This is a genomic window from Noviherbaspirillum malthae (assembly GCF_015352985.1).
Taxonomy (GTDB): domain Bacteria; phylum Pseudomonadota; class Gammaproteobacteria; order Burkholderiales; family Burkholderiaceae_D; genus Noviherbaspirillum; species Noviherbaspirillum malthae.
Window position 1 is genome coordinate 1 of sequence record NZ_JACYXF010000166.1, and the last position, 1,831, is coordinate 1,831.

General features: G+C 54.3%; 2 protein-coding genes. Both read right to left on the minus strand.

Going from position 1 to position 1,831, the window contains the following annotated elements; all coding sequences use genetic code 11:
* Nucleotides 1–762: 762 nt before the first annotated feature.
* A complete protein-coding gene (locus IGW03_RS37505) occupies nucleotides 763–1,032 on the minus strand; it encodes a hypothetical protein (RefSeq protein ID WP_194727465.1) in 270 nt (89 codons plus the stop codon).
* A 419-nt stretch (nucleotides 1,033–1,451) separates the two neighbouring features.
* On the minus strand, nucleotides 1,452–1,706 hold the full coding sequence (locus IGW03_RS37510) for a GIY-YIG nuclease family protein (RefSeq protein ID WP_323745073.1): 255 nt from the start codon (nucleotides 1,704–1,706) through the stop codon (nucleotides 1,452–1,454).
* Between the last annotated feature and the right edge of the window lie 125 nt (nucleotides 1,707–1,831).

Here is a 1,831-nt window from a genome sequence, read left to right on the forward strand (position 1 = left end):
TGGAGGCTATCTCGGCAGATCACGCGATCCTCCACCGGGCAATATAGTCATCTGGCGAGGGCTGGCTCGACTGACCGAGATTGAACTCGGATTTGAACTTGCGTTAGAAATTGTGGGTAATTGAAAGCCCCAGCCCCCCGTTTGAGGTCTGCTAAAAGAATCTCCGCCACCGCATCAGGCAGCGCTTGTAATTCGGTTGTGTCATTGTGCATGGTTGAATACTCCATCCACCACGTGCCAGTCCCCACGGGACTGATACCCCGTGAGGAATTATGTGTGCCACAAGAATCGTGGTAACTATGTGAATAATTGACACTGAAGACTGAATCAGAGTTCAGCCTGACTCAGATGTTACGTACATGGACAGACCTGCCGTTGCCCTTGCAGGTGCACATTCCAAACGTGCAGGCGTGAGTAGCGTGCTCGTTTTCCCTCATGCGGCCGTAGGCTATTGATCCGGCCGCCGGCAACGCTGTGGATCCGCCAGATGGTGCCCTCTCAGGTGCATCGAGGAATCCGCCGGTCATGCCGAGCTTATGACCAGGTCCGAAGGTGTCGTAGTCGCCGAACCCTGCGCGAACTGACGATACACCATCGCCGGTTTGACGGCCGCTTTGTAAGTAAATCATTTCATCCCTTTAATCGTGTGACAGAGCATGCAGCGCATGCCCGTCTTTTAGTTTGATGGGCGGTCCGAGGCCGAGAGGCGGCGCGACAACCATACACGCGTAACAAGCGATGGCTGCGCGGCTTAGGGCCGGATTATTGATGCGGCAGTGATGCCGGCGCCAAGGTGGCGTTATGGCGCTGCGCAATACGGAGCGCCGCAGCGAGGTTGTCGCGAAGGTTTGCAGCGCGAAGCCGCCAGTGCAGTGGCTTAGACCGGGGTAGCCGGACAGAGGCGCCCCCCAAGCCTGTACCGTTGTATTTCACTAAGTAACCATCCGCGGTGATGTCGAAATCAAAGCCTAGCTTTTTCAATCTGCTTGACTCGTCAACGTTCTGGTCGTGCTGCCAGTTGGAGATATTCACGTTGCTGCTCCTATCAGGAAGAGCCGCAGCGGAATTCGACCCTGGCAGGATGATTTCCCGCCTTGGCGATGAGTAAATGTGCGTCTGGTCTAGTGTCGACCAGATGCGATTTGATCCAATGTCCTGTTAGAAGGCACTGGTTTTTGAATGCTGGAGACCCAGCTGCTTCTTTCGTGCAAAGCACGAGAAAAACCTATCGGATGCAATCATGCATTCAATAGATTTTTCAGAAGAACAGGTGTGCTTCAAGCTGGTACAGCGTACATGGAGCGGCTGCATTTTCCCGCAGCTAGGTGCATTGGATGGTGCCAAAAGTACACGCGCCTGTCAATGTACCCTTAGAAAGTCGGTTCGAACCGCGGGCGTCAACAGCGATCGCTTATAGGCACGTCGACCGCCTTAGGCGCTTGGAAACCGGTCTACAGGCCGACCACCGGGACAGATCTTCCTAAGGTCTTAATATGGGCAACATCGTCCAGCGACAGGTCGAACCACTCCCCCTCAAGCCGCTTTGAGTGATATTTTCGATGCAAGTCCCGTTCAGCGAAGGAGTAGTCGTCAAACCACGCGTAATGTTCGACGGTTGTCGGAAATGGCAACTTAACCGCAAACAACCGGGTCCGACTCCGTACGTCAACGCTTTTGCCGATCTTGACGCCGTACTGCGAGCGCACTAGTGGGTCATTTGGCAACGAAAGCGGGATAAAGCGGTCAAACGTTAAGATCGCTGTAGGAGGCCACTATGAGCCGCGTTCGAAAAAACCCACTACGCTCACTGACTGATGAAGAACGGCAGGTT